This window comes from Acinetobacter sp. (assembly GCF_045628685.1).
Taxonomy (GTDB): Bacteria; Pseudomonadota; Gammaproteobacteria; order Pseudomonadales; family Moraxellaceae; genus Acinetobacter.
In genome coordinates this window covers 25,176-48,823 of record NZ_JAZQPV010000026.1, presented here as the reverse complement: position 1 = coordinate 48,823, position 23,648 = coordinate 25,176, and the positions used below count along the sequence as shown (strand labels likewise).

General features: G+C 43.1%; 18 protein-coding genes and 1 pseudogene. 15 read left to right on the top strand and 4 right to left on the bottom strand.

What is annotated here, in order from left to right; all coding sequences use genetic code 11:
• From ACKI4H_RS03950 to ACKI4H_RS03940, 3 genes and pseudogenes are all read right to left on the bottom strand, one after another.
• A pseudogene (locus ACKI4H_RS03950) lies at positions 1 to 267 on the bottom strand (site-specific integrase); the annotation flags it as partial.
• A gap of 2 nt (positions 268 to 269) precedes the next feature.
• A complete protein-coding gene (locus ACKI4H_RS03945; RefSeq protein ID WP_407303993.1) occupies positions 270 to 1,508 on the bottom strand; it encodes a tyrosine-type recombinase/integrase in 1,239 nt (412 codons plus the stop codon).
• 131 nt (positions 1,509 to 1,639) lie between these two features.
• Positions 1,640 to 4,474 (bottom strand): ribonucleoside-diphosphate reductase subunit alpha, encoded by a 2,835-nt coding sequence (locus ACKI4H_RS03940; RefSeq protein ID WP_407303992.1) that lies wholly within the window; start codon positions 4,472 to 4,474, stop codon positions 1,640 to 1,642.
• A 588-nt stretch (positions 4,475 to 5,062) separates the two neighbouring features.
• On the opposite strand from ACKI4H_RS03940, the gene bfmR reads away from it, so the two are divergent.
• A complete protein-coding gene (gene bfmR, locus ACKI4H_RS03935; protein ID WP_067726452.1) occupies positions 5,063 to 5,779 on the top strand; it encodes a response regulator transcription factor BfmR in 717 nt (238 codons plus the stop codon).
• Positions 5,780 to 5,810: 31 nt separating this feature from the next.
• Entirely contained in the window at positions 5,811 to 7,469 is a 1,659-nt protein-coding gene (gene bfmS / locus ACKI4H_RS03930) for a sensor histidine kinase BfmS (RefSeq protein ID WP_407303991.1), read from the top strand.
• A gap of 43 nt (positions 7,470 to 7,512) precedes the next feature.
• Here the strand turns inward: bfmS and ACKI4H_RS03925 are convergent, their stop codons facing one another.
• On the bottom strand, positions 7,513 to 7,869 hold the full coding sequence (locus ACKI4H_RS03925; protein WP_407303990.1) for a hypothetical protein: 357 nt from the start codon (positions 7,867 to 7,869) through the stop codon (positions 7,513 to 7,515).
• A gap of 648 nt (positions 7,870 to 8,517) precedes the next feature.
• Between ACKI4H_RS03925 and ndhC the strand changes: the two genes are divergently transcribed.
• From ndhC to nuoN, 13 genes are all read left to right on the top strand, one after another.
• Positions 8,518 to 9,066, top strand: coding sequence for an NADH-quinone oxidoreductase subunit A (ndhC, locus tag ACKI4H_RS03920; protein ID WP_407303988.1), 549 nt, complete (start codon positions 8,518 to 8,520; stop codon positions 9,064 to 9,066).
• 6 nt (positions 9,067 to 9,072) lie between these two features.
• Complete coding sequence (locus ACKI4H_RS03915) at positions 9,073 to 9,750, top strand: NuoB/complex I 20 kDa subunit family protein (RefSeq protein ID WP_407303987.1); 678 nt, start codon at positions 9,073 to 9,075, stop codon at positions 9,748 to 9,750.
• Between the two features lie 88 nt (positions 9,751 to 9,838).
• Positions 9,839 to 11,626 carry an NADH-quinone oxidoreductase subunit C/D gene (gene nuoC / locus ACKI4H_RS03910; RefSeq protein ID WP_407303986.1) on the top strand — a complete coding sequence of 596 codons (1,788 nt, stop codon included), beginning with the start codon at positions 9,839 to 9,841 and terminating at the stop codon, positions 11,624 to 11,626.
• A 14-nt stretch (positions 11,627 to 11,640) separates the two neighbouring features.
• A complete protein-coding gene (gene nuoE, locus ACKI4H_RS03905) occupies positions 11,641 to 12,150 on the top strand; it encodes an NADH-quinone oxidoreductase subunit NuoE (protein ID WP_407303985.1) in 510 nt (169 codons plus the stop codon).
• Entirely contained in the window at positions 12,147 to 13,478 is a 1,332-nt protein-coding gene (nuoF, locus tag ACKI4H_RS03900) for an NADH-quinone oxidoreductase subunit NuoF (protein ID WP_407303984.1), read from the top strand. Before nuoE ends, nuoF begins: the two co-directional genes overlap by 4 nt.
• Positions 13,479 to 13,489: 11 nt before the next feature.
• The gene (gene nuoG, locus ACKI4H_RS03895; protein ID WP_407303983.1) at positions 13,490 to 16,171 is read left to right on the top strand and encodes an NADH-quinone oxidoreductase subunit NuoG; all 2,682 of its coding nucleotides are present in this window, start codon (positions 13,490 to 13,492) and stop codon (positions 16,169 to 16,171) included.
• Positions 16,172 to 16,174: 3 nt separating this feature from the next.
• Entirely contained in the window at positions 16,175 to 17,191 is a 1,017-nt protein-coding gene (gene nuoH / locus ACKI4H_RS03890; RefSeq protein WP_131214221.1) for an NADH-quinone oxidoreductase subunit NuoH, read from the top strand.
• An 18-nt stretch (positions 17,192 to 17,209) separates the two neighbouring features.
• The gene (nuoI, locus tag ACKI4H_RS03885; protein ID WP_067870251.1) at positions 17,210 to 17,752 is read left to right on the top strand and encodes an NADH-quinone oxidoreductase subunit NuoI; all 543 of its coding nucleotides are present in this window, start codon (positions 17,210 to 17,212) and stop codon (positions 17,750 to 17,752) included.
• Entirely contained in the window at positions 17,752 to 18,270 is a 519-nt protein-coding gene (gene nuoJ / locus ACKI4H_RS03880) for an NADH-quinone oxidoreductase subunit J (RefSeq protein ID WP_407303996.1), read from the top strand. The genes nuoI and nuoJ overlap by 1 nt, the downstream gene beginning before the upstream one ends.
• Positions 18,270 to 18,578 carry an NADH-quinone oxidoreductase subunit NuoK gene (gene nuoK, locus ACKI4H_RS03875; protein ID WP_039621332.1) on the top strand — a complete coding sequence of 103 codons (309 nt, stop codon included), beginning with the start codon at positions 18,270 to 18,272 and terminating at the stop codon, positions 18,576 to 18,578. The genes nuoJ and nuoK overlap by 1 nt, the downstream gene beginning before the upstream one ends.
• Positions 18,575 to 20,464, top strand: coding sequence for an NADH-quinone oxidoreductase subunit L (gene nuoL, locus ACKI4H_RS03870; protein WP_407303982.1), 1,890 nt, complete (start codon positions 18,575 to 18,577; stop codon positions 20,462 to 20,464). The genes nuoK and nuoL overlap by 4 nt, the downstream gene beginning before the upstream one ends.
• Positions 20,465 to 20,471: 7 nt before the next feature.
• Positions 20,472 to 22,076, top strand: coding sequence for an NADH-quinone oxidoreductase subunit M (gene nuoM / locus ACKI4H_RS03865; RefSeq protein ID WP_407303995.1), 1,605 nt, complete (start codon positions 20,472 to 20,474; stop codon positions 22,074 to 22,076).
• Between the two features lie 3 nt (positions 22,077 to 22,079).
• Entirely contained in the window at positions 22,080 to 23,573 is a 1,494-nt protein-coding gene (gene nuoN, locus ACKI4H_RS03860; RefSeq protein WP_407303981.1) for an NADH-quinone oxidoreductase subunit NuoN, read from the top strand.
• The last annotated feature ends 75 nt before the right edge of the window (positions 23,574 to 23,648 follow it).

Below are 23,648 nucleotides of genomic sequence, written 5' to 3'. Positions count from 1 at the left end.
TAAATCTAACCAATCTTTAAATGCATAAAGAATGGTTGAAACGTATCTTATTGAATGTGTTGATAATAAATCTACAATAATATTCGATAGTGCATGATGAAGCTTTGAGTTTATAGAGAATATACTGAAGTCTAACTTAATATTTTGGTTATCATGATTTGGAATAGCGAATGTGGAAAATAGGGGTACTATCAATACTCGACCATCTAGAAAGATTACAGTTCGTTCCGTAATTAAATCTATTTCTTCAATTATATTATTGCGCATACTTAAGGCTCTGAATTTTTATTTATACTATTTGCTAATAATTCAGCAAGTTCATCTGCTTTTTCTCTGATAGATCGTCGTGCATATTGATTACTCATTTCTGATATTGAGCTCCATCCCATTAATCTATTTCGAATCTGCTTTTCTATTTCTTTATTTGGTTTTTGATTTTTTGGAAGGCTATCTAGCATCTCACTAAACACATCATTCCAAGTTCTTCTCATTGTATGGGGTGTTATACGTGTGGATAAATTTGCTCGATGTCTTAAAGTTCTAAACATTAAATTGATTGCATCATTTGATAAATGTTTACCAGTCTGTGTTGTAAATAAATACCCATGCTTCCTACTTTTAAAAGGTATCTTATTTAAATATTTCGTAATATAGCTATGAAAATTTTCACAGATTACTGAAGAGCATTTAATTTCTCGTTCTTTGGTTTTAGATACACGAATGTTGATTTTATGTGTCGTGTAGTTAATATCTTCTATCTTTAAATATCTCAGTTCACCTCTTCTCATTCCTGTACTTAACAGTATTTCATAGATTAATTGATTTCTATGTTTGAGAAAGTCATTTCGAAAAGGATTGTCTGGATGCTCGGGCTTTATGAGTTCTAGTAGTATATCTCGTTCATTATGGGCGAGCCCCTCTGGTGCATCTTGATCACCTTTATTAGAGACTTTTGGGGCAAGTGAAGAGAAATAATTTAGGCGTTGTTCAATGTCATTAAATTTGTCTTTGTTTAGACGATGTTTTGATCTTTGTAGTAGGAACTTAAGGTAATTAGAAATGGCTTTGATACGAAATGAGCCTTCTGCGGGGGAAGTCGAAGGATTGTGATCGGGTTTTGACTGCGGTATATAGATGAGATTTTCAAGCTTTTTTGTTATTTTTTTAGGATTTAATGATTGATGTTCATTTTTTGTGACCACCATTTCGTCTTGATGTTTTCGATTTAATCTAAGAAAAAAAGCTAAATCTTGAAGTTGTTGTATGGTTAAAAAATCTGAAGACAGAATACTTTCTTCCAAAATAATATTATTTAACGTTGCCCATAGATGGGCGATACCAATACATCTTAGTACTTTGTCAGTTGTACTAGTTGAACGTCCTAAACTCCTAAACTTAGTCATTGCATAAACGTTTGGATAGAACAAAGGAATTCTGTTCTCATCTATGAGAATGACCATGGGGCGTTTATCACTAGCGATAAACTCTTTAATACTTCTTTTAATCATTGTATACGTTTTTTAATTATCACTATCCTTAGATTTATTAAATACAAAAATATACCCCTTGTAAAGAGCTTAATGCTAAGTTTTACAAGGGGTATTGTTTAACTATGTATACTTTTTAAAGTATATCACTGTCACTGACAAGCCTCACAATCAGGGTTGTCAATTGAACATGCCAATGGCACTGGAGCTGCTTGAGCAAAATCGTCTTCAGCTACTGCTTCAGGTTTTTTCACTGCTTCAACCACAGGTGCGCTAGTGATAACAGCAGGGCCCATGTTTGATTTTACTGCGTTCAATGCACCAGTGTTAATGGTCGATTTCTCTGTAGAAGTCGCACCCAATGCACGAAGGTAATAAGTGGTTTTAAGACCACGTAACCAAGCCATTTTGTACGTCATGTCCAGTTTCTTACCATTTGCACCAGAGATGTAAAGGTTAAGAGACTGTGCTTGATCGATCCATTTTTGACGGCGTGATGCAGCATCCACAATCCAGCGTGGCTCAACTTCAAACGCAGTCGCGAAGATGGCTTTAAGCTCTTCAGGAATACGCGAAATTTTTTGAACAGAACCTTCAAAGTGTTTAAGGTCGTTCACCATCACAGAATCCCAAAGACCACGATCTTTTAACGCACGTACCAGGTACGGGTTGATCACTGTGAATTCACCAGAAAGGTTAGATTTCACATACAGGTTTTGGAAAGTCGGTTCGATAGACTGAGAAACACCACAAATGTTCGAGATGGTTGCAGTTGGAGCAATCGCCATCACGTTCGAGTTGCGCATACCGTCTTTTTGAACTTTGCTACGTAAAGTATCCCAATCCAGACGAGTCGTGCGGTCAACTTCGAACATGCGTTCTGGGCGTGATTTAGCAACGATATCTAAAGAGTCAATTGGCAAGATGCCTTGATCCCAAAGTGATCCTTTAAATGTCTCATATGTACCACGTTCAACAGCCAAATCGCTTGAAGTTGAAATAGCGTAGTAAGAAATCACTTCCATAGATTCATCGGCAAAATCAACCGCAGCATCAGAACCATAAGCCAGGTTCATTTCATACAATGCATCCTGGAAGCCCATGATGCCCATACCGACAGGACGATGCTTCATGTTTGAAGTACGTGCTTGCGGTACAGCGTAGTAGTTGATGTCGATTACGTTGTCGAGCATACGAACAGCAGTTTTTACTGTACGCGCCAATTTTTCACGATCTAACACACCACCTTGAACGTGTTGTACAAGATTGATTGAACCGAGGTTACATACCGCGATTTCATCTTCATTGGTGTTCAAAGTAATTTCTGTACACAAGTTAGATGAATGTACTACACCCACGTGTTGTTGTGGTGAACGCAAGTTACATACATCTTTGAATGTAATCCAAGGATGACCTGTTTCAAACAACATGGACAGCATTTTACGCCACAAATCTTTTGCACGAATCACTTTGTGCAACATATTATTTTCTTTGGCAATGCCTTCGTAGTAAGCATAACGCTCAGCGAATTCTACGCCAGTCAAATCATGTAGATCTGGTGTTTCAGAAGGTGTGAATAAAGTCCAGTCGCCATCTTCAAATACACGTTGCATGAACAAGTCTGGAACCCAGTTTGCAGTGTTCATGTCATGGGTACGACGACGGTCATCACCCGTGTTCTTACGAAGTTCCAGGAATTCTTCGATGTCCAGGTGCCAGGTTTCAAGGTAGGCACATACTGCACCTTTACGCTTACCACCTTGGTTAACCGCAACCGCAGTATCGTTGGCTACTTTAAGGAATGGAACAACACCTTGTGATTTACCGTTTGTCCCTTTGATGTATGAGTTTAAGGCACGAACTGGCGTCCAGTCATTGCCTAAACCGCCTGCCCATTTAGACAACATTGCGTTATCACGCATTGCGCCATAAATGTTGTACAGGTCATCGCCAATGGTGGTTAAGTAACAGCTAGACAACTGTGGACGTAAAGTACCAGAGTTAAATAGGGTAGGTGTTGATGCCATATAGTCGAAGCTAGACAACAAGTTGTAGAATTCGATGGCACGATCTTCACGGTTTTCTTCATTTAACGACAGACCCATTGAAACGCGCATGAAGAACAGTTGCGGTAATTCAAAACGGATACCATTTGAATGGATGAAGTAACGGTCAAATAATGTTTGCAGACCTAAGTAAGTGAACTGGTTTGAGCGTTCTGGTTGAATCGCTGCTGCCAATTTCGCAAGGTCAAAGTTAAGCAGTTCCGGAGACAGAAGATCAAGCTCGATACCTTTCTTGAGGAAAGTTTCTAAAGCATCCCCTTCGTTGGTGTCTGTAGGTAGGCCTAAGAACTCTAAACCTGTAGCAACCAAGTTATCACGGAGTAAACGCGCAGTTACATAAGTATAATTTGGTTCTTGTTCAATACGGGTACGGGTCGCCATCATCATTGTGGTTGAGATGTCAGACTCTTTTACGCCGTTATACAAGTTTTTGATGGTTTCATCAACGATCGCTTGAACATCAATACCTTCCAGACCTTCAGCCGCTTTTTCTACATGGGCCTGTAGCGCGCCCAAGTCAAGCGGTTGAAGCTGACCATTGGCAGCCGTTACTTGTAAAGTCGGGTGATGGTGTGCACCAGTTTGTTTACGGGCATCAGCACGTTGATCACGGTAGATCACATACGCACGTGCAACTTTTTGTTCGCCGGTACGCATAAGCGCAAGTTCAACTTGGTCTTGAATTTCTTCAATGTGAATCGTGCCACCAGACGGTAAACGACGGTTAAAAGTATTCATCACCATTTCAGTAAGTTGTTCTATACGGTCATGAATACGGCTTGAATCAGCGCTCTGTTGACCTTCTACAGCCAGAAAAGCTTTACCTATCGCGACAGAGATTTTCTCTGCATCAAAGGTAGCAACATCACCGGTGCGTTTAATCACCTGAAGTTGACCAGGAATTGAAGTGATTACGCTCATGTTGGCATAGCTCCATTGTCATCTATTGTTATGTGTGTGGACCATTTGAACTGGACGAAATCTCATCTCAGTGTTTGAGGAATAAACACAAGAACTAGTGGTTTAAAATCGAATTGAACACAAGATACGGGAAAAATGAGCTTAGATCAATATTGACATTTTAGTAAAAATTTTTCTATTTCTTCGCAATATCTCATTGCAAAAAGATCTCTATTTTTATGTTTCTTGTATAAGCCTTATTGGATAGGGGTCTAGCATAACAAAGCTGGGATTAAGTGCTTATAGATAACATTGTGGATAAGTTGAAAGAATGCGATTAATTAGTCATATTCTGAACAAAATGGCAAAATGTATATAAATTCATCATTTTGTAACAAGATATATTAATTAAATGGTGGAAATGTGCATTAAATTTTAAAAGTTCAATCAATTCAACACTTAATAAAAATATAACAAAAAGCTACTTTGATGTATCAGTTTGGTGAATGCTATCTTGTTTACAATGTAAACGTGTGTATATTGCTGTGTATATTGAAGCGTATCCGCAGGATTTTTAAGGATACCTTAATCCATATAAAGGGGCATTTTATGAGCCAAGAAGAAAAGTTACCTAAAATTTTAATTGTTGAAGACGATGAACGTCTTGCACGTTTGACTCAAGAATACCTGATTCGTAATGGATTAGAAGTTGGGGTAGAACCTGACGGTAATCGCGCAATCCGTCGTATTATTGCTGAACAACCAGACTTGGTTGTACTGGATGTGATGTTGCCAGGTGCTGATGGTTTAACCATTTGTCGTGAAGTTCGTCCACATTATCATCAACCGATTCTGATGTTGACTGCACGTACCGAAGATATGGACCAGGTTTTGGGTCTGGAAATGGGGGCAGATGATTATGTTGCCAAACCTGTTCAGCCACGTGTTCTTTTAGCGCGTATCCGTGCATTATTGCGCCGTACCGACAAAGCACCTGAAGATGAAGTTGCGCAACGTATCGAATTTGATGACCTTGTAATTGACAACGGGGGGCGTTCGGTGACTTTGAATGGGGAGTTGGTTGACTTTACCAGCGCTGAATATGACCTGTTGTGGTTATTGGCTTCAAATGCCGGGCGCATTTTGTCTCGTGAAGATATTTTTGAGCGTCTACGCGGTATCGAATATGATGGCCAAGACCGTTCAATTGATGTGCGTATTTCACGTATTCGTCCAAAAATTGGTGATGATCCTGAAAATCCAAAACGTATTAAGACAGTCCGTAGTAAGGGTTATTTATTTGTTAAAGAAACCAACGGTCTTTAATCGTTGTACTTAATGCCTATAGGACGTCCTCTTGTTTAAACATAGTATATTCTTGCGTATTTATGCGGGGTTAGTCATTTTGGTCGCCTTGGTGGCAGTATTTGGCTATCTGTTGGTACAAATTATTAATTACCAGCGTGCGCAAGAATATCGTGAATCTTTAACCGATGGGATATCCTATATTATTAGTGAGGGGATCGCCCGGCAGCCGAATGAGCAGCAGAAAAAAGACTGGATTTCTGATGCTTCCAATTTGCTGGAGCTGCCCATTTACTATGTAGATGCAAATAAAGTTGATTTATCGCGCACCGAAAAAAGACGAATTAATGATCAAGAGGCTGCGGTTCGTTATGATGCGCAAAACTCGATCGCTTACGTGATTATTGGCTTGAAAAATGATCCCAAGCATCTGCTTTATATTAAGGTAGATAAAATTGGAGAACGCCAAATGAAAGCGTTACCCATTTTTATTCTGGATTATCTGGTGTATTACCCAGGACAAGAAAAAGAATATCTGGCAAAAATTCAATCTAAGTTTTCCTATCCTGTTAATATTGAAAAGGTTCAAAACCTCCCCCTTGATTCTGAACAGATAGGTCGACTTCGATTAGACCACAGTATTATTTTATACCGTGACAATGCATCGGTCCGTGGAACGACTATTTCGATTGTTTCACCTATGCCTAGCTCACCTTCTGAGGTGTTAGTGCTTGGTCCTGTGCCGTTATTTAACTGGATGCCTTTCCAGCTTGCAGCCGGGATTACCTTGCTCAGCCTGTTTGTGTTGAGTTTAGGGGTGTATGGCCTGCTTGTGCCAATGCAACGTCGTTTGCGCGAAGTCAATTATGCCTTGCATCGCATGAAGTCGGGAGACATGACCTTGCGTTTGCCGGTCGATGGTACGGATGAAATGGCAAATCTGGCGACCAATTACAACAGTATGTCGGATCATATTCAGCGCTTGATTGAGGCGCAACGTGAATTGATGCGTGCAGTTTCGCATGAGCTGCGCACCCCTGTGGCACGTATCCGCTTTGGTATGGAAATGCTCGCAGACGAGGATGACTATGAATACCGTTTACAGCAAGTCGAGCAGATTGATAAAGATATTGAAGCGCTGAATACCTTGATTGATGAAATCATGACCTATGCAAAACTCGAACAAGGTACACCGTCTTTAGATTTTGAAAAAATTGTCTTGTTTGAAGTGCTGGATCAAGTGGTTGTTGAAACTGAAGCGCTCAAAACCCAGAAAGAAATTGAGCTAAAGGCACCCCCTCTTAATATTGTGGTGGATGCGGAGCGTCGTTACTTGCACCGTGTGGTACAGAATCTGGTGGGAAATGCGGTTCGCTACTGTGATTATAAAGTGATTGTAAGCGGTGGGATCAATGAGGAAGGCTTGGCTTATGTACAGGTTGAAGATGATGGGGCAGGTATTCCCGAAGAAGAGCGCAAGCGTATTTTTGAGGCTTTTGCCCGTTTAGATGACAGTCGTACCCGTGCTTCCGGTGGTTATGGCCTGGGTTTGTCTATTGTAAGTCGTATCGCGTATTGGTTTGGCGGTAATATTGAGGTCGATAAAAGCCCGAGTTTGGGTGGGGCGCGTTTTACCATGACGTGGCCTGTAGAAAGATTTAATAAATCGAGCAAGAAAACTGGTGTAGTGAAAGACAGTGTAGAGTTTTAAATCATGTAATAAAAAAGCACCGGGTCCGGTGCTTTTTTGTGGATTATTCGTTCAGCGTGGCATCGGGTTCAATAATCGGTTTGCCTTGTCTTAAGCTTTTTAGGGCATCCGTATTGAAATCTAAAAGCAAAGAATTGTTTTTAGGATCGACCGTATAATGGCTAATCAGTTTTTGGTCGCCATTTAGGGTTTCAACTTTATATTGATCTGCAAGATTTAAAATAGCATCCAGATTGGTAGTTGCAGATGCAAAATCTTGGCGAAAAAGCTCATAAATATCACGGAGGTCGAAAATAGCATTCTGGGCATCCGGATGTTTTTCTATATATCCTTCCACGTGACGTACCAAGAGTTGTGCAAAGAAAAAATATTCAGATTCGTGTGTATATTCTAAGCCCATGTGTTTGTTCCTTATTTTTTTGTCCTACGAATACAGATAGGAATAGCATAAATAGGCAGGTAGATCATCCCGAGATGGGTTGGAATTGCAAAAAAACACACAAAATATGTACTGTGAATTCGTATTTATTGTTTTATATAAAGGTTAAGGATTTAAAAAACTACACTAAACAATACTACGGAAAAAACTCATATTCATCATGATCTTGTTAACAGCACTGATCTTTATGGGGGAGATGCAACAACCATGATTTACTCTAATGATTTAGAGGGACGAATGGCAATTGAGAAGACAGTGGGTCAAAATTGAGCGTTTTGTGTGCAGTGGTCATGTACTTAAGTAAATAGATAATATTATAAAATTTGGATTTTTCTGGAAAATATGCAGCTGGATTCCATGGATTTGAAAAAAATAATCAATTTTCTTTTTTTGATTTAATAAAGCGATTGCAAGATAAACAATAGGGCTTAGGCTTTGGAAAAAGGACAATATGACCAAAAAATCATCCAAAAGACTAAGGCTTATAAGCTAGCAAGTGAAATCATAAATCAGGTACAATTGGCGGGATTAATTTTGTGTTTGGTGTATTTGAAGGCCAATACATACATTCTTTGTTAATAAATTAGGCCTGCCAGGAGTTATCCCCGCATGAGTGCCATTACTCCATACGATTGGGCAATTATTGCCTTCGTGATCGGCGTTACATTTCTTTGTGTCTTTATGCTCACAGTTCCTTTACTCCTTGGGGGTAAGTCATGGGGCCGTGCGAAGCAAGAGCAATTTGAGTCAGGTGTGGTAGGTGCTGGTGGAGCACGTATCCGTTTGTCTGCTAAGTTCTACTTGGTTGCAATTTTCTTTGTAGTATTTGACTTGGAAGCACTTTATCTCTACGCATGGGCTACATCGGTTCGTGAGGTAGGTTGGCTCGGTTTTACCACTGTTGTAATTTTTGTGGTGGATTTATTGATTGCTTTGGTTTATGCAATTTCTGTAGGTGCATTAAACTGGGCACCCACAGACCGTCGCAAATCGGCAGCGGTACAACCAAAAATGGGTTCAGCAAATATGAACCTTGCAGAAATCACTCGCTTTAACTCTATCGAAGAGTTGGTTATGGACCCTACAGGTCAAATTCCAGCTCAATCTTCTGGTCGTGTGAAAGCTAAAACACCGGCTACATCATCTATTAAGGAGTAACTCGGGATGAAATATACATTGACCCGTGCGAATCCGGATGCTGATCAATATCCACTTCAGGAGCGTCAGGTCGTTACCGATCCGCTTGAAGAAGAAGTGAATAAAAATGTATTCATGACTCGTTTAGAGGACGTGATGCATACAGCTGTAAACTGGGGTCGTAAAAACTCTGTCTGGCCTTTTAACTTTGGTACATCATGCTGTTACGTAGAGTATGCAACAACCTTAACCGGTGTGCATGATATGTCACGTTTTGGTGCCGAAGTTATTCGTGCTTCACCGCGTCAGGCGGATTTAATGATTGTTGCAGGGACCTGCTTTGTAAAAATGGCACCTGTAATTCAGCGTTTATACGAGCAAATGTTAGAGCCTAAATGGGTGATTTCAATGGGCGCTTGTGCAAACTCTGGCGGTATGTATGACATTTATTCTGTTGTACAGGGTGTGGATAAAATCATTCCTGTCGATGTGTACGTCCCAGGTTGTCCGCCACGTCCTGAAGCATTATTGCAGGCATTAATGCTGTTACAAGACCAAATTCAATTAGAGCGCCGTCCACTTTCAGCGGTTATTGGTGATGATCTTCAGCCAGTGTATAAGCCAAAGATGCAGCCAGAACGTGACCGTAAGAATGCTGAACGTATTGCAGTGAAAAACTTACGCTCTATGGATGAAATTGAATAATTTTAACGATGAAATATTGATGCACCCGGTCTGGGTGTAATTGTCGTTAAAGTTGACTTGAATTTGTATTAAATAGGAAGCCAAGCCAATGGCTGAAACTGACATTGCTATGCCAGAATCAACTCCAGTTGATTCACGCCCAGCATTTGCAATTGTAGAAGAACTCAAAACCAAGTTTGGTGAGAACTTCTACGTGCAAGCGACTTTTGAAGATTTTCCAACGGTCTGGGTTGAGCGCGCACGTGTACAAGACGTTTTAATGTTCTTGCGTACAGTGTCACGTCCATACGTGATGCTGTTTGACTTGTCGGCGGTAGATGAGCGTTTACGTACGCACCGCGACGGTCTGCCTGCCTCAGACTTTACCGTGTTCTATCATTTGTTATCGCTAGAACGTAACAGTGATATTCGTATAAAAATTGCGTTGAATGAGAGTGATTTAAATCTTCCAACTGCAACCAACATTTGGCCAAATGCCAACTGGTACGAACGTGAAGCATACGATATGTTCGGCATTAATTTCGAAGGGCATCCAATGCTCCGTCGTATTTTGTTGCCAACCTTTTGGGAAGGTCACCCGCTTCGCAAAGAATATGCTGCACGTGCGACTGAATATACCCCGTATATGCAGAATCAGGCGAAACAGGATTTCGAGCAAGAACACCTGCGTTTCGTGCCTGAAGACTGGGGTCTAAAACGCGGCAACGCAGACGAAGACTTCATGTTCCTGAACTTGGGTCCGAACCATCCATCTGCGCATGGTGCATTCCGTGTGATCTTGCAGTTAGATGGCGAAGAAGTGAAAGATTGTGTGCCTGATATCGGTTATCACCACCGTGGTGTGGAAAAGATGGCTGAACGTCAAACTTGGCATTCATTCATTCCGTATACCGACCGTGTTGACTACCTCGGTGGTTGTGCGCAAAACATGCCTTATGTGATGGGTGTGGAACAAATGGCGGGAATTACTGTTCCTGACCGTGCGCAATGTATCCGTGTCATGATGTCTGAATTGTTCCGTATCAATAACCACTTATTGTTCATTGGTACAGCGATTCAGGATGCCGGCGGTATGACGCCTGTGTTCTACATGTTTGCGGATCGTCAAAAAATCTATGATGCGATTGAAGCGATCACGGGTTACCGTATGCACCCCGCCTGGTTCCGTATTGGCGGTACCGCGCACGACCTTCCAAACAACTGGCAAAAACTCATTCGTGAAATTCTCGAATGGATGCCTAAACGTATGAATGAATACTACACAGCTGCATTACGCAACTCGGTATTCATGGGTCGTACCCAAGGTGTAGCGCAATACGATGCAAAATCTGCATTGGCTTGGGGTGTAACGGGTACGGGTCTACGTGCAACAGGGATTGATTTCGACGTTCGTAAATACCGTCCTTATAGCGGTTATGAAAACTACGATTTCGAAGTGCCACTTGAGTACGAAGGTGATGCTTATGCGCGTGTTATGGTTCACTTCCGTGAAATTGAAGAATCATTAAAAATCGTTAAGCAATGTTTAGACAACATGCCGTCTGGTGACTATAAAGCGGATCATCCACTGGCTGTTCCACCGCCAAAAGACAAGACATTACAAGATATTGAGACCTTGATTACGCACTTCCTGAGCGTGTCATGGGGTCCTGTTATGCCTGCAGGTGAAGCTTCTGTAATGGCAGAAGTGGTAAAAGGTGCATCGAACTACTACTTGACTTCAGACAAGTCAACCATGAGTTACCGTACCCGTATTCGTACACCAACCTTCACGCACTTACAGCAAATGCCTTCTGTGATTAACGGCAGTCTTGTATCTGACTTGATCATTTATTTAGCGACTATTGATGTCGTTATGGCTGACGTGGATCGCTAAGGGGTAAACGCATTATGATGATTTTGACTGATAAAAAGCCACGTGTGAATGTAGAAGGGATTTTAACTTCGGAAGAAATCCACGATATTGAACATCACATTGACCATTATCCATACCCACGCGCAGCATGTTTGGATGCATTGAAATGCGTTCAACGCCGTAACGGTTGGGTGGATGATGCGCAAATGAATGCGATTGCACAAATGCTCTCTATGAGTGTTGCGGACCTGGAAGGAGTGGCTACGTTTTATAACCGTATCTACCGTCAACCAGTAGGTCGCAATGTAATTTTGCTATGTGATTCAATTGCATGCTTCTTGATGGGTGCGGAAACTTTGGCTGAAGCGTTCCAGCGCGAGCTTGGTATTCAATTTGGTCAAACGACTGCTGATGGTCGTTTCACGATTTTGCCAATCTGCTGCTTGGGGAACTGTGACAAAGGTCCAACCCTAATGATTAATGAAGATACTCACGGATTGGTTGAAGTGTCTTCAGTTAAACAGTTATTGGAGAAGTATGTATGAATACTGAACCAAAACCGATTTATGGCGACGGTAACCCGGAAACTCATCCACTGACTTGGCGTTTAAGCAAGCGTGATGAAGTTCGTAACGCTGATGATTACGAAGTACTTGAAGGTTATGCCGGCTTTAAAAAAGCATTGGGCATGAAACCGGCTGAAGTGCTTGATGTGGTTAAAGCTGCAACTGTAAAAGGTCGTGGTGGTGCAGGTTTCCCGGCAGGGATTAAGTGGTCATTGATGGCACCAAATGATGGCGGCCCTCGTTACCTGATCTGTAATGCCGATGAGATGGAACCAGGGACATTCAAAGACCGTTTGTTGATGGAGAAACTTCCACACCAATTGATCGAAGGAATGTTGATTGCGGCTTATACATTAGAAGCAACTCAGGGTTATATCTTCATCCGTGGCGAGTACATTGAAGCTGCTGCTTATTTAAATGAAGCATTAGCGCAAATTCGTGCCAAAGGTTACTTGGGTGAAAACATCCTGGGTACAGGCTGGAACTTTGAGATGCACGTGCATACCGGTGCGGGTCGTTATATTTGCGGTGAAGAAACTGCATTGATTAACTCGCTTGAAGGTCGCCGTGCCAATCCGCGTACCAAACCGCCATTCCCGCAAGTTGCAGGTGCTTGGGGTCGTCCTACCATTGTCAATAACGTAGAGACCTTCAACAACTTACCGGCGATCATACTTCGTGGTCCTGAATGGTATGTCGGTTTATCTGAAGGTAAATCGAAAGATCCAGGCACCAAGATTTACGGTGCATCAGGCAAAGTTAAATTCCCGGGTCTTTGGGAACTTCCTTTTGGTACCACTGCGCGTGAAGTAATTGAAGATTATGCTGGTGGTATGCGTGATGGTCTTAAATTAAAAGCCTGGCTACCAGGAGGTGCTTCTACAGACTTCTTGGCTGCTGAACACATTGACCTGCCAATGGATGCGGAAAGCATCATGAAAGCAGGCTCACGTTTAGGAACTTGTTTGTTAATGGTGGTTGATGAAACCCAATGTATGGTTTCAGCGACACGTAACTTAGAAGAATTCTTTGCGCGTGAATCATGTGGTTTCTGTACTCCATGTCGTGATGGCTTACCTTGGGCAGTGAAAGCGCTTAAAGCCTTAGAGAATGGCGAAGGTAAGCAGGAAGATATCGATCACTTACAAGAGTTAACTCGTAAGTTATGGATTGGTAAAACTTTCTGTGCCCACGCACCGGGTGCAATGGAACCGCTTATGGGCGCACTCAAACATTTCCGTAGCGAGTTTGAAGCAAAAGTGACGAATCGTCCTGCTGCTCAAGCTAGCCACGCAGAACAAGTTTAAGGAATTCGACTATGGCTACAATTCATGTCGATGGAAAAGACTACGAAGTAAATGGCTCGGAAAACTTGCTGCAAGCATGTTTGTCTTTGGGTCTGGATATTCCATACTTCTGTTGGCATCCATCCTTAGGTTCAGTTGGTTCTTGCCGTCAATGTGCCGTCAAACAATACGCAAATCCTGAAGATACGCGTGGCCGTTTGGTGATGTCATGTATGACGCCAGCTTCTGACAATTCCTATATTTCAATTGAAGACAAAGAAGCAACGGAATTCCGTGCCTCGATTGTTGAATTCTTGATGACCAATCACCCGCACGACTGTCCAGTCTGTGAAGAGGGTGGTCACTGTCATTTACAAGATATGACGGTGATGACACAGCACGATCGTCGTCGTTACCGTTTCACCAAACGTACACATTACAACCAGGAGCTAGGCTCATTTATTTCTCATGAAATGAACCGTTGTATCGCCTGCTACCGTTGTGTTCGTTACTACAATGACTACGCAGGCGGTACAGACTTTGGTGTCTATGCGAATGCTTCTCGTGTTTACTTCGGTCGTCCGGAATCAGGCACTTTAGAATCTGAATTCTCGGGTAACCTGACTGAAGTCTGCCCAACGGGTGTATTCACTGATAAAACCCACTCAGAACGTTATAACCGTAAATGGGACATGCAGTATGCGCCAAGCGTATGCCACGGCTGTTCTTCAGGTTGTAATATCTCTCCGGGTGAGCGTTATGGTGAACTTCGTCGTGTAGAAAACCGCTTTAACGGTGACGTTAACCAATACTTCCTGTGTGATAAAGGTCGTTTCGGTACGGGTTATGTCAACCGTGCAGATCGTCCGCGTCAGCCACAGTTCCGTAATGGCGCAAACGTGACTACGGTTTCTGTTGATCAAGCATTAGATACCGTGATTACAAATATTCAAGGCAAAAAAGTTTTGGGTATCGGGTCTCCACGTGCATCGCTTGAATCCAACTTCGCACTTCGTGAATTGGTCGGTCAAGACAATTACTCAACAGGTATGTCTCAAAAAGAACAAAATCTGGTTGAGCTTGCGGCTTCTATCATGCAAACCGAGGGTGTTTATAACCCGACGATGCGTGAAATCGAAAGCTATGACGCTGTGTTGATTTTGGGTGAAGACTTAACTCAAACTGCGCCACGTATGGCATTGTCTGTTCGCCAAGCTGCGAAAAACAAAGCCAAAGAAATGGCGGCAGAACGTCGTACGCAAGAATGGCTGGCTGAACCGGTACAACGTATTGGTCAAGATGCAAAATCTCCGATTTACATCCTTGCTGCGACTCAAACACGTTTGGCGGACGTTGCAACGGGTGAAGTGGTTGCTTCTCCAAATGACATCGCGCGTTTAGGCTTTGCGGTTGCTGCGGCAGTTGCTGGTGAAAACATCGCGGGTCTGGATGACGATGCCAAAGCATTTGCACAAACCATTGCCGACACCTTAAAAGCTGCGAAAAAACCATTGATTATCTCTGGTACAAGCTTGCAAGACCCGGCAATCATGGAAGCTGCTGCACAAGTTGCACAGAATCTTGGTAATGCAGGTCTTACATTGACTGTTCCTGAAGTGAACTCAATGGGCTTGGCAATCTTTGGCGGATTAAGCCTAGAACAGGCATTCGCTCAAGATTACGATACCATTATCGTGGTTGAAAACGACCTATACCGTCGTTTACCAACAGCTCAGGTGGATGCAGCATTTGCCAAAGCCAAAGAAGTGATCGTGCTTGATCATGCCGAAACTGCAACTGTTGCAAAAGCATCGATTGTACTTTCAGCGGCAAGCTTCGCGGAAGGTGATGGTACTGTCGTTTCTCAGGAAGGCCGTGCACAACGTTTCTACCAAGTGTATGACCCAAGCTACTACAAACCAGAGTATGCGATTAAAGAATCATGGCGCTGGTTACATGCCATTGAAACTGGCTTACAAGGTAAGGCAATTTCATGGACATTGCTTGATGACGTGATTGAGTCAGTTGCGAAAAATGTTCCTGCACTTGAAGCGATTCGAGATGTGGCACCAGATGCGGGCTACCGTGTGCATGGCTTGAAAATTGCGCGTGAACCCCGCCGTTATTCAGGTCGTACTGCAATGCGTGCGCCGTTATCTGTACATGAACCAAAACAGCCGATCGATATCGATTCTGCATTAACGTTCTCTATGGAAGGTTATGTGGGGAATGAAACGCCATCTTCACTGGTTCCATTTGCATGGTCTGCGGGCTGGAACTCTCCGCAAGCTTGGAACAAATACCAAGACAACGTGGGTGGCCATTTGAAAGGTGGTGATGCAGGTGTGCGTTTATTCGATCGTCTAACCAAACGTCCTGCACGTACTTTCGTTGCACCAACGCCAGTTGTTGTGCATCTGGAAAGTTTCCGTTTAGTGCCAATGCATCATATTTTTGGTTCTGGTGAGTTCACTGTGAAAACACCTGCCATGGAATCGCGTATTCCTGAAGCAGTATTTGCAGTGGGTGAACAAGATGCTGCGCGTCTAAATATTCAAGACGGTCAAAAAATTACTGTGAAATCTGGCGAAGCAAACATTAGCCTTCCAGTTCAAGTGATTGAATATTTACCTACAGGTTATATTGGTTATCCAATTGGTCTTGCACCAACGGTTTCACTCGCAGAGCCTGTATCAGTCGCGGTAGGAGTGTAATTCATGAATCAAGAAATTATACGTCAAACACCGCTTTGGGCTGAGAATTGGCCAATCGCTTACTCTGTAGTTCAGGCGATTGTGATCTTGCTTGTGGTGGTGCTTGTCGCTGCGTTGATGTCATTCATCGAACGTCGTTTACTTGCATTGTGGCAAGACCGTTACGGTCCAAACCGTGTTGGTCCTGGGGGAATGTTCCAAATCGTTGCCGACATGCTGAAAATCATGTTCAAGGAAGACTGGACACCTAAGTTTGCTGACAAGCTGACTTTCCGTTTAGCACCCGCAGTTGCCATGGCAACTGCGGTACTGTCGTTCATGGTGATTCCTGTAAGTCCAACACTGGGTGTTGCAGACATGAGTATCGGGCTATTGTTCTTTATGGCAATGGCTGGTATCGCAGTCTATGCAGTACTGTTCGGTGGCTGGGCTTCAAATAACAAATATGCATTGCTCGGTGGTCTTCGTTCTGCAGCTCAAACCATTTCTTATGAAGTGTTCTTGGGTATCTCGCTGATGGGTGTGGTCGCAATTGCAGGCTCATTCAACATGCGCGAGATCGTTGAAGCGCAACGTGATGTCTGGTTTGTTATTCCTCAATTCTTGGGTTTCTTGATCTTTATTGTTGCTGGTGTTGCGGTAACGCATCGTCATCCATTTGACCAACCAGAAGCTGAACAAGAATTGGCGGAAGGTTACCATGTCGAATACGGCGGTATGAAATGGGGTATGTTCTTCGTTGCAGAATATGTCAACGTCGTACTTATTTCAGCACTGATCGTGACTTTATTCTTCGGTGGTTGGTTAGCGCCATTCAACCTAGAAATTCCATTTATTCCACCAGTATTCTGGTTCATTATCAAAACAGCATTTTTTGTCATGATGTTTGTCTTGGCTCGTGGTTCGTTAATGCGTCCACGTTATGACCAAGTAATGAACTTTGGTTGGAAAATTTGTTTGCCATTGGCGTTGGTCAACTTGTTGGTGACTGGTGCTGTGATTCTGATGAATCAGGCCTAGGACAGCAGGGAGTACAAAATGTATAAAATTCTAGCTGGATTTGGGTCAATCGTACGTTCATTGTGGATGGTATTCAGCCACGTGACACGTAAACGTGACACCATTTTATATCCAGAAGTACCAGGTGAACAAATTGTTCCGCCGCGTTTCCGTGGTCGTATTGTATTGACACGTGACCCAGATGGCGAAGAGCGCTGTGTTGCATGTAACTTATGTGCGGTTGCTTGTCCGGTGGGCTGTATTTCACTGCAAAAAGCAGAAAAAGAAGATGGTCGTTGGTATCCGGAGTTTTTCCGTATCAACTTCTCTCGTTGCATTTTCTGCGGTATGTGTGAAGAAGCATGTCCGACGACTGCAATCCAGATGACACCAGATTTCGAATTAGGCGAATACGTTCGTCAAGACTTGGTTTATGAGAAAGAAAACTTGCTCATTTCAGGTCCTGGTAAATATCCTGACTACAACTTCTACCGCGTAGCGGGTATGGCTGTAGCAGGTAAAGATAAAGGTCAAGCACAACGCGAAAGCGCGCCTGTTGACGTACGGAGCTTATTACCATGATGTGGCCATTTTATTTGATGGCACTCGTGGCCATTGTCTCTACGATTCGTGTTGTTACCAACGCGAATCCTGTACATGCATTGCTTAGCTTAATTGTGTCTCTGCTTGCAGTTGCAGGGATGTTCATGATCGTGGGTGCACCATTCGCTGGTGCGCTCGAAATTATTGTTTATGCCGGCGCGATCATGGTGTTGTTTGTGTTTGTGGTGATGATGCTGAATCTTGGTCAACATACGGTTGATCAGGAACGTAAGTGGCTCACTTCATCTGCATGGGCATATCCTGCAATGGTGAGTTTCCTGATGGGCCTAGTGCTTGTCTGGATGCTCGGTTCGGATTACACCACTGCTGGTCCTGTGATGGGCACCGAAGTGGTTGGACCGAAAGTTGTCGGTACAGCGCTCTTTACTCACTACTTACTATTGGTAGAAGTTGCCGCGATGTTATTGCTTGCAGCCCTGGTTGCAGCCTTCCATTTAGGTAAACGTGAACCAAGTGCAGAAAAGGAAAAAGAATAATGGGCAACATCCCTTTAGAACATGGTTTGATCGTTGCAACCATTCTTTTTGCACTCGGTTTCTACGGTGTAATGGTGCGACGCAACCTATTATTTATGTTAATGAGCCTTGAAGTGATGATGAACGCAGCTGCACTTGCGTTTGTTTTAGCAGGTAGCGCATGGGTACAACCGGATGGACAAATCATGTTCATCCTGATTTTAACTCTTGCTGCTGCAGAGGCGTGTATTGGTCTTGCGATCGTCCTTCAGTTCTACCATCGCTTCCATCATTTGGATGTGGATGCTGCTAGTGAGATGCGCGGATGAGTTATTTATATTTAACAGTATTATTTCCGCTCATTGGTTTTATCCTTTTGGCGGCGGGGCGTAACAAGCTTCCTGAAAATGTAGCAGCGATTATTGGCGTGGGTTCAGTCGGTCTTTCGGCTTTATTTGCACTGATTGCTGGTATGGGCTTTGTCGCGAATGGCTCAGTTGCTCAAGTTCAACATCTTTGGACATGGTTCAACGTGGGTGGTTTAGCGCCAGGCATGAGCCTGCATCTAGACGGTCTGTCATTACTGATGATGGGCATGGTGACAGGTGTTGGTTTCTTAATCCACATCTTTGCATCATGGTACATGCGTGGTGATGAAGACTTCGCGCGTTTCTTCTCTTACTTCAACCTGTTCGTAGCGAGCATGTTGCTTCTCGTATTGGGCGATAACCTGGCGTTATTGTTCTTGGGTTGGGAAGGTGTAGGTCTATGTTCATACTTGCTGATTGGTTACTACTACCAAAAACCTGAAAATGGTTATGCAGCAATTAAAGCATTTACCGTAACCCGTATCGGTGATGTATTCTTGCTGATCGCATTGTTCTTGCTTTACCAACAATTTGGTACTTTGCATATTGGAACAATCGTTGCCAATGCACCTCAAGTTTTAGCGGGTGACCATTCACTTGCGATCTGGACATCTTTAATGTTGTTCTTGGGTGCTGCCGGTAAATCTGCGCAAATTCCATTACAAACATGGCTCGCCGATGCGATGGCAGGTCCTACACCTGTTTCTGCATTGATCCATGCTGCAACAATGGTTACTGCAGGTATTTACCTGTGCTGCCGTATGTTCTCTGTGTTTGAAATGACACCTGAAGTGATGATGTTCATCTCGATTACAGGTGCGGTAACATTGATTGTTGCCGGTTTTGCTGCATTGGTTCAAACCGACATCAAACGTATCTTGGCTTACTCAACCATGAGTCAGCTCGGTTACATGTTTATGGCTGTCGGTGCTGAAGCATACCAAGCCGGTTTATTCCATATGCTTTCACACGCATTCTTCAAGGCATTATTGTTCTTGTCGTCTGGTGCGGTGATTCTGGCTTATCACCACGAACAAAACATCTTCAAAATGGGTGGCTTGTTCAAACATAACAAATTCTTGTTTGCCTGCTTCGCGATTGGTGGCGGTGCCTTGGCTGCCATTCCATTCCTAACCATCGGTTTCTTCTCGAAAGATGCGATCCTTGGTGCAGTTTGGGCGCAGGGACAAAGTGTTGCTGTTTATAACAGTGTGTACTGGGTTGGTGTTGCGGGTGCATTCTTAACATCTATTTATACATTCCGTTTAATCTGGGTTGTATTCTTTGGTAAAGAAAACACCCCATATCATGAAATCAAAGGCGCGACTTATTGGGCTCCGTTGGGTATCTTGGCAGTGCTTTCAACTGGTCTGGCATACTTCTTAAAAGCACCAGTAGAAGCAATTTTAAACTCTGCGAAAATTCCTGCGTTCATTATTCCTGAAACGCTTGAAGCCGGTGTACACGGTGCTGAATATACCGCAGTCGGTATTGCACTTGCTGGTCTTGTAGTTGGAGTGATCTTGTTTGCTTTTGCTTACAAGGCTGTTAAAGCTTTTGCAGAAACTTCATTCGGTATCGGTCTTGCCAATATTTGCCGCAATGCACTTGGTTTTGATGCGTTGTATAACATCGTATTTGTAAAACCATATTTGCTTATCGCGAAAATTTTAGGTCGTGATCCAATTGATGGTTTGTGGTTAGTGCTTCCTGCGATTGTTAAAGGGGGTCATAGCTTCACAAGCTCACGTCAAACAGGTTCATTGCGTGAATACGCATCAAGTATGTCACTCGGTGTAGTGGTATTGCTGATGATCTTGATCGTGATTCAGGTAGTGGGGAAATAAGATGGAAATCACAAACAACTGGATTTTACCCGCACTGATCCTCGTACCGTTCATTGCAGGTTTTATTTGTTGGTTAGTCGACAAGGTCGATGACAAATTGCCACGTTATATTGCCTTAATCGGTATGCTCGTAACTTTAGGCTTAACTGTTTTACTTTGGCAATCTGGTAATTTTACCTATGAATTAGGTGCTAAAGTTCCGACTTGGTCCGCCGAATTTATGGTGCCTTGGATTCAAACCCTCGGTATTAACATTCACTTGGCAGTGGATGGGCTTTCACTTCTTATGGTGGGCTTGACTGCATTACTGGGTGTACTTGCAGTAGGTTGTTCATGGGGCGAGATTCAAAAGAATGTCGGATTCTTCCACTTAAACCTTTTATGGTCTTTAGGTGGGGTCATCGGTGTATTCATCGCGATTGACCTGTTCCTGTTCTTCTTCTTCTGGGAGATGATGCTTGTACCAATCTACTTCCTGATTGCGTTATGGGGTCATAAGGGCGCGGACAACAAATCACGTGTATACGCAGCGACCAAGTTCTTCATCTATACCCAGGTGGCAGGTTTAATCATGCTCATCGGTATCCTAGGCCTTGTGGTTTACGGTTACATGATGACAGGCATGATCGGATTTGATTACAACTATTTGTTAGGTGTAGCGAATACGCTTGATGCACAATTACCATCAGTGGCTTATGCCTTGATGATCTGTATGTTTATTGGTTTCGCTGTGAAACTTCCAGTGTTCCCATTGCACGGCTGGTTACCAGATGCGCATGCTCAGGCACCGACAGCAGGTTCTGTCGACTTGGCGGGTATCTTGATTAAAACCGCTGCATACGGTTTACTTCGTTTCGTTATTCCATTCTTTCCGGCGGCTTCTGCACAGTTTGCAGACATCGCGATCATCTTCGGTTTAATTGGTGTATTCTACGGCGCCTGGTGTGCTTTCCAACAAACCGATATGAAACGTTTGCTTGCTTATACCTCTATTTCGCACATGGGCTTTGTACTCCTTGCGATCTACGCAGGTAATATTTTGACCTTCCAAGGTCTAATGATCATGATGCTGGCACATGGCTTGTCATCTGCTGCACTGTTCATTATGTGTGGTCAGGTGTATGAACGTTTACATACCCGTGACTTGCGTAAAATGGGCGGTATTCGTGGTCAGTTCCAATACCTTCCATTCTTCTTGATGTTCTTTGTTGCAGCCCTTGTAGGTATTCCGGGTCTGGGTAACTTTATTGGTGAATTCCTGATTTTGATGGGTTCATTCGAAAAATTCCCAACCTTTACCATTTTGGCAGCAATCAGCTTGGTGTTGGCAGGTCTTTATGGCTTAATCCTTATCCACAAAGCAATGTTTGGTACGCCAAACGAAGAGCAAAAACAACATTATACAAGCCCACTGAAAGACTTAAATGCACGTGAGATTGTTATTCTGTTAGTTTGTGCTGTTGCGCTACTATGGCTTGGTATCTACCCACAAAGCTTCCTTGATATTTCAAATTCAAGCATGGCGTGGTTAGCAAATAGCTATATCCCAGTTCAAGACGTTGTCGATGCGACTCAACAAGTCGTATCTCAACAAAATGTGGAGATCCAATAAGCCATGAACTTCACAATGTCATTTTCTGAGCTCATGCCATTAGCTCCTGTGATGATCGTGGCTTTAACTGCGATCGTTGTGATGCTTCTCATTGCAATTAAACGTAACCATAATTTAATTGCGACAACGTCTGTAGTGGGCTTAAACCTTGCTGCGGTATATATCCTATTCGCTATGTTTGGTGGTGCATTTGCACCATCGAACGTGATGGGCATGTTTATGGTTGATCCATTTAGCATGCTTTATCAGTTGCTGATTATTGTTGCGTCTCTTGCTTGCTGTACCTTGTCACACGCTTATATTGACAGCTACAAAGATAACCGTGAAGAACTATACATCTTGATGTTGTGCTCGGTTGCGGGTGCAATGCTCATGGTGGCAAGCTCTCACTATGCATCTTTCTTCATCAGCCTTGAGTTAATGTCGATTCCTGTATACGGTCTGTTGGCATATACGCATCAGCGGTCACGTTCTTTAGAAGCGGGTATTAAATATCTGGTTCTTTCAGCAACTGCTTCTGCAATGCTGTTAATGGGCATGGCTTATATTTATGCGTATACCGGTTCATTGTCTTTCTATGACAATGTCCAAGCGTTAATGCAAGCGATCCAGCAACCGATGGTGATTTTAGGTCTAGGTCTAATTATCTGTGCCGTTGCATTTAAATTGTCTCTTGCACCGTTCCACAAATGGACACCAGACGTTTATGCAGGTGCGCCAGCGCCAATCGCAACATTCCTTGCGACGGTTGCAAAAGTTGCAACCATCGGTTTATTCGTACGTTACTTATTAACTTCAGGCGCAATCCTAGTTGATTCAATCGTCACCATCATTACGATTATTGCGGTGCTTTCAATCTTGGTGGGTAACTTCCTTGCGGTACGTCAAGTCAACTTGAAACGTATCCTGGGTTACTCTTCAATTGCACACTTTGGTTATTTGTTGATTGGTTTAATCAGCATGACTTACGCAAGCTTAGGTAATGTAACGGTTTATGTGATCACTTATGTGTTAACGACGATTGGTGCGTTCGGTGTGGTTGCATTAATGTCGAGCCCATATAACAACGCCAATGAAGCAGAAAGTTTGGCGGATTACCGTGGTTTGTTCTGGCGTCGTCCAGTACTGACCGCAACTTTGACTGTAATGATGTTGTCTCTTGCCGGTATTCCCTTGACTGCAGGCTTCATTGGTAAGTTCTTGGTAGTAATGGCTGCGGTAACAACGCAGCACTGGTTCCTTGCTGCAATGATCATCGTCGGTTCTGGTATTGGTCTGTATTATTACCTTCGTGTAATGGTAGTGATGTACATGACTCCTCCAGATACCCCACGTATTGATGCCGATAAACATTGGGGTCAAAAAGTGGGTGGTATGATGGTGCTTGCTGCTGCACTTGCAGTATTGGTAATCGGGGTTTACCCAGATCCAATCATCAAGATGGCGCTTCAAGCAGAGATTTTATCTCCACTGCATTTCATGCTTTCTCAGCAGTAATCTAAAAAAACGATTAGTTTTAAACAAAAAGCCTCCTATCTTAGGGGGCTTTTTGGTTTATATGAGATATAAAAA

What these genes read in the sequence shown, in the direction of transcription:
- ACKI4H_RS03945 (WP_407303993.1), bottom strand. Translation starts at nt 1,508, where the DNA reads ATGATTAAAAGAAGTATTAAAGAGTTTATCGCTAGTGATAAACGCCCC.
- ACKI4H_RS03940 (WP_407303992.1), bottom strand. Translation starts at nt 4,474, where the DNA reads ATGAGCGTAATCACTTCAATTCCTGGTCAACTTCAGGTGATTAAACGC.
- bfmR (WP_067726452.1), top strand. Translation starts at nt 5,063, where the DNA reads ATGAGCCAAGAAGAAAAGTTACCTAAAATTTTAATTGTTGAAGACGAT.
- ACKI4H_RS03925 (WP_407303990.1), bottom strand. Translation starts at nt 7,869, where the DNA reads ATGGGCTTAGAATATACACACGAATCTGAATATTTTTTCTTTGCACAA.
- ndhC (WP_407303988.1), top strand. Translation starts at nt 8,518, where the DNA reads ATGAGTGCCATTACTCCATACGATTGGGCAATTATTGCCTTCGTGATC.
- ACKI4H_RS03915 (WP_407303987.1), top strand. Translation starts at nt 9,073, where the DNA reads ATGAAATATACATTGACCCGTGCGAATCCGGATGCTGATCAATATCCA.
- nuoC (WP_407303986.1), top strand. Translation starts at nt 9,839, where the DNA reads ATGGCTGAAACTGACATTGCTATGCCAGAATCAACTCCAGTTGATTCA.
- nuoE (WP_407303985.1), top strand. Translation starts at nt 11,641, where the DNA reads ATGATGATTTTGACTGATAAAAAGCCACGTGTGAATGTAGAAGGGATT.
- nuoF (WP_407303984.1), top strand. Translation starts at nt 12,147, where the DNA reads ATGAATACTGAACCAAAACCGATTTATGGCGACGGTAACCCGGAAACT.
- nuoG (WP_407303983.1), top strand. Translation starts at nt 13,490, where the DNA reads ATGGCTACAATTCATGTCGATGGAAAAGACTACGAAGTAAATGGCTCG.
- nuoH (WP_131214221.1), top strand. Translation starts at nt 16,175, where the DNA reads ATGAATCAAGAAATTATACGTCAAACACCGCTTTGGGCTGAGAATTGG.
- nuoI (WP_067870251.1), top strand. Translation starts at nt 17,210, where the DNA reads ATGTATAAAATTCTAGCTGGATTTGGGTCAATCGTACGTTCATTGTGG.
- nuoJ (WP_407303996.1), top strand. Translation starts at nt 17,752, where the DNA reads ATGTGGCCATTTTATTTGATGGCACTCGTGGCCATTGTCTCTACGATT.
- nuoK (WP_039621332.1), top strand. Translation starts at nt 18,270, where the DNA reads ATGGGCAACATCCCTTTAGAACATGGTTTGATCGTTGCAACCATTCTT.
- nuoL (WP_407303982.1), top strand. Translation starts at nt 18,575, where the DNA reads ATGAGTTATTTATATTTAACAGTATTATTTCCGCTCATTGGTTTTATC.
- nuoN (WP_407303981.1), top strand. Translation starts at nt 22,080, where the DNA reads ATGAACTTCACAATGTCATTTTCTGAGCTCATGCCATTAGCTCCTGTG.